This is a genomic window from Flavobacterium hiemivividum (assembly GCF_004349145.1).
In the GTDB taxonomy this organism is placed as follows: Bacteria; Bacteroidota; Bacteroidia; order Flavobacteriales; family Flavobacteriaceae; genus Flavobacterium; species Flavobacterium hiemivividum.
The window spans coordinates 1-2555 of the sequence record NZ_SMFO01000027.1 but is presented as its reverse complement, the minus strand read 5'-3'; the positions used below and the strand labels follow the sequence as shown (position 1 = coordinate 2555).

General features: G+C 33.7%; 4 protein-coding genes. 1 reads left to right on the top strand and 3 read right to left on the bottom strand.

Going from position 1 to position 2555, the window contains the following annotated elements:
- Nucleotides 1–208 (top strand): ATP-binding protein (locus E0F98_RS15925; protein ID WP_165929343.1); only part of this gene is annotated, 208 nt, incomplete at its 5' end.
- Between the two features lie 432 nt (nt 209–640).
- On the opposite strand, the gene E0F98_RS16270 is transcribed toward E0F98_RS15925, so the two are convergent.
- The 3 genes from E0F98_RS16270 to E0F98_RS15915 form a co-directional block, all read right to left on the bottom strand.
- Entirely contained in the window at nt 641–772 is a 132-nt protein-coding gene (locus E0F98_RS16270) for a hypothetical protein (protein ID WP_262709008.1), read from the bottom strand.
- A gap of 9 nt (nt 773–781) precedes the next feature.
- Nucleotides 782–1618, bottom strand: a complete 837-nt coding sequence (locus tag E0F98_RS15920; protein WP_165929342.1) for an Abi family protein — start codon at nt 1616–1618, stop codon at nt 782–784.
- 250 nt (nt 1619–1868) lie between these two features.
- Entirely contained in the window at nt 1869–2252 is a 384-nt protein-coding gene (locus E0F98_RS15915) for a hypothetical protein (RefSeq protein WP_132113253.1), read from the bottom strand.
- Nucleotides 2253–2555: the final 303 nt, after the last annotated feature.

Here is a 2555-nt window from a genome sequence, read left to right as displayed (position 1 = left end):
TGATAATCAGTCTAGGGAAGCTTTATTAGATATTGTTGATCAAAGACACAATCAAGGATCAATAATACTATCTTCTCAAATACCGGTATCTGCATACCATGACATAATTGGGAACTGTACTATTGCCGATGCAGTGCTAGATAGGATTGTAAATTCCTCTCATAGAATAGAACTAACAGGTGAGTCTATGAGAAAAGCAAATTTTTAAACTGAACAAACTTTTTGTATTATTGTAATATCTTTCAAAGTGGCACCATTTCAACCGAAATGGGTGGCACGGTCCCACCGAAATACCCACGAAACGGAATGAAGCGGTATTGTGGATGCATAAGCCCGACCGAACGCAGGGTAGAGACCGTGTGAAGATGAGGAACGAAACAGCGCAAAAAAATAGCTGCTTATTTTCAAGCTGCTGTTTTTTTAGTGCTGTGAAGTGTCTGTGGAACGGAGGGAAACCAAACTATTGAATTAAAACCATAAATTGCATATTTACCGAAAAAGTTCCTATGAAAATATATGGTTGACCGACTGGAACAGCCGAACGGAACAAAGGGAACGACCGAAGAGAGACCGCTTGATTGCTCGTGATGAGTGGAACGGAAATATTCTTATGGAATTATATTTTTGCCTTTTTTAAAATTTATGCTGTAATTTTTGCTTGGACAGAAAAATCAATTGAAGCTTTTTTTGCAGTATTAGCATTAATCTTATTGATAAAATTTTGTGCAGTCTTGTTTTTTAAAACAGGTATTGATTTAGGATAATTTGTCATAATTAGTATTTATTTAACCCATATCGGTTGTGTTTTCCAATTTGCAGGAAACCCCATTTTATGTACAGAAACAACTGGATATTCATTTAATAATTGAAAGAATTTTTCTTTGATTGAATTACCGGGACTTATTATTTCGATTGCATGTATTGTTAAAGAGAGTAGGGGAAATAGTTTAGCCCTTTGATTTTCGTTTGGTACGTATGTAATTGGATTACTTTTTAAGTTTTTAGGCCATAAATATTTTGTAGTGACATTGTTGTTCCATAACCTGGAATGGTGAGCTATGACGTTTCTAATTACTGTTATCGCTTCCAAAAAACTAGAGAAATCTTTGTGAGAATTAAATCCAAATTCTTGAGCTATTTTTGATTTTTCAGGTAGTTGATGGTTTAGGTTTTTATATAATTTAGAAAGTGTACCTAATGATGTTACTTCTAAAGCTTTCCATGATTCGAATGGTTCTCCTTTGTGATATTTTCGATGTTCTAATATGAATTGTTCTTTGCTACGGTCTATTTCACTGATTAAATGATCTACGGTCGCCTGTTGTTTTGCTTTATCAGTAAAAATAGAATCGTCAAGATAGAATAAAGGTCCCTGAGATAATGAAAGATGATAAATTAACTTTGTTCTTAAAGCTACTTCTATACGCTCAATAGCATCAAACATTAGCAGGCGTAAATGCCTGTCGAAGTTATATAAATCAATAACATCTTCAAAATAACTATTAGGGCTGAATTTATGTTCTACTTTATCCGATTGCATTTCCCACCAATATCCTTTTAATCGATAGTAGCTTATATTTTTTAGAAAATGTGGTGCATTGTCTAATTTGTTCAGCAACGGTTTTAGGTAATTTATTCGCCATATAGTTATAAAAAAAAAAGACCAGAAGGCTGTTCTGATGGGAAGCGCTACTGGTACGATTGGTGCAAATATACGATGCAAAGGCAGTATTATGCAAACTTTTTAACATTTAATCGTAGTTGTTAACAAAATCAAGGTTTTACGAGAACATATTTTTACCATAAGTATTATTTTACTATAGATTATGCACTATTGTATTATCATGGCTAGTGATGTAGTTAAGCTGTTATCTGTAATAATAGTTCGTTTGTTTCGGTTTATGGAATTCTTCCCGGTCGTTGTCATTGAGTAATTCATCCTCTCTGTTTATAAAGGGATCGAACCAATCGGCTTTTTCATTTGCCCACTTAATCCAATCTTTTAATTCATCGGTAAGGTTATTTTCTCTTATAGCTTTTTGTTCTGTTGCATTTATAAAATTGCGGTATATTGTGGCTTTATTGAATTTTTCAGCATCTGAAAATAGACTTTTGGTTTTAATTATTTCTTTTTCTTTTCGTGCTTTAAATTCTTGTTTGATTTTTTCTTCTTCTGCTCTTTGAATTGCGTGTAACCTGCATTCTTCCTGCCATGCTACCTCTTTATCGGCTTCTAATTCTAGTTTGGCCATTATTTTGGAAAAAACGGTCAAATTGACCACCCAATTCCAGTGTAAATTGACCACTTGTTTCGGTTGAAATTGACCACCCAATTCCGGAGCAAACTGACCACCTGATTCCAGTTGAAAGTGACCACCTAAAAAACAACTACTTTTTTCATGTTGTTAGCCCTTAAATTCGTTAAAAAAACGACGGATTTATGGCCAATAAACTAACAGACATGAGCAAAATTAGAAAAGCACTAAAATTCTATTGTAGCGGTAAGAGTAAGCTCTTTATTAGCAATTATCTCTCGCTTTCCAGAAATACAGTTA

Coding starts and splice junctions, on each gene's coding strand:
- E0F98_RS16270 (WP_262709008.1), bottom strand. CDS start 772: ATGACAAATTATCCTAAATCAATACCTGTTTTAAAAAACAAGACTGCA.
- E0F98_RS15915 (WP_132113253.1), bottom strand. CDS start 2,252: ATGGCCAAACTAGAATTAGAAGCCGATAAAGAGGTAGCATGGCAGGAA.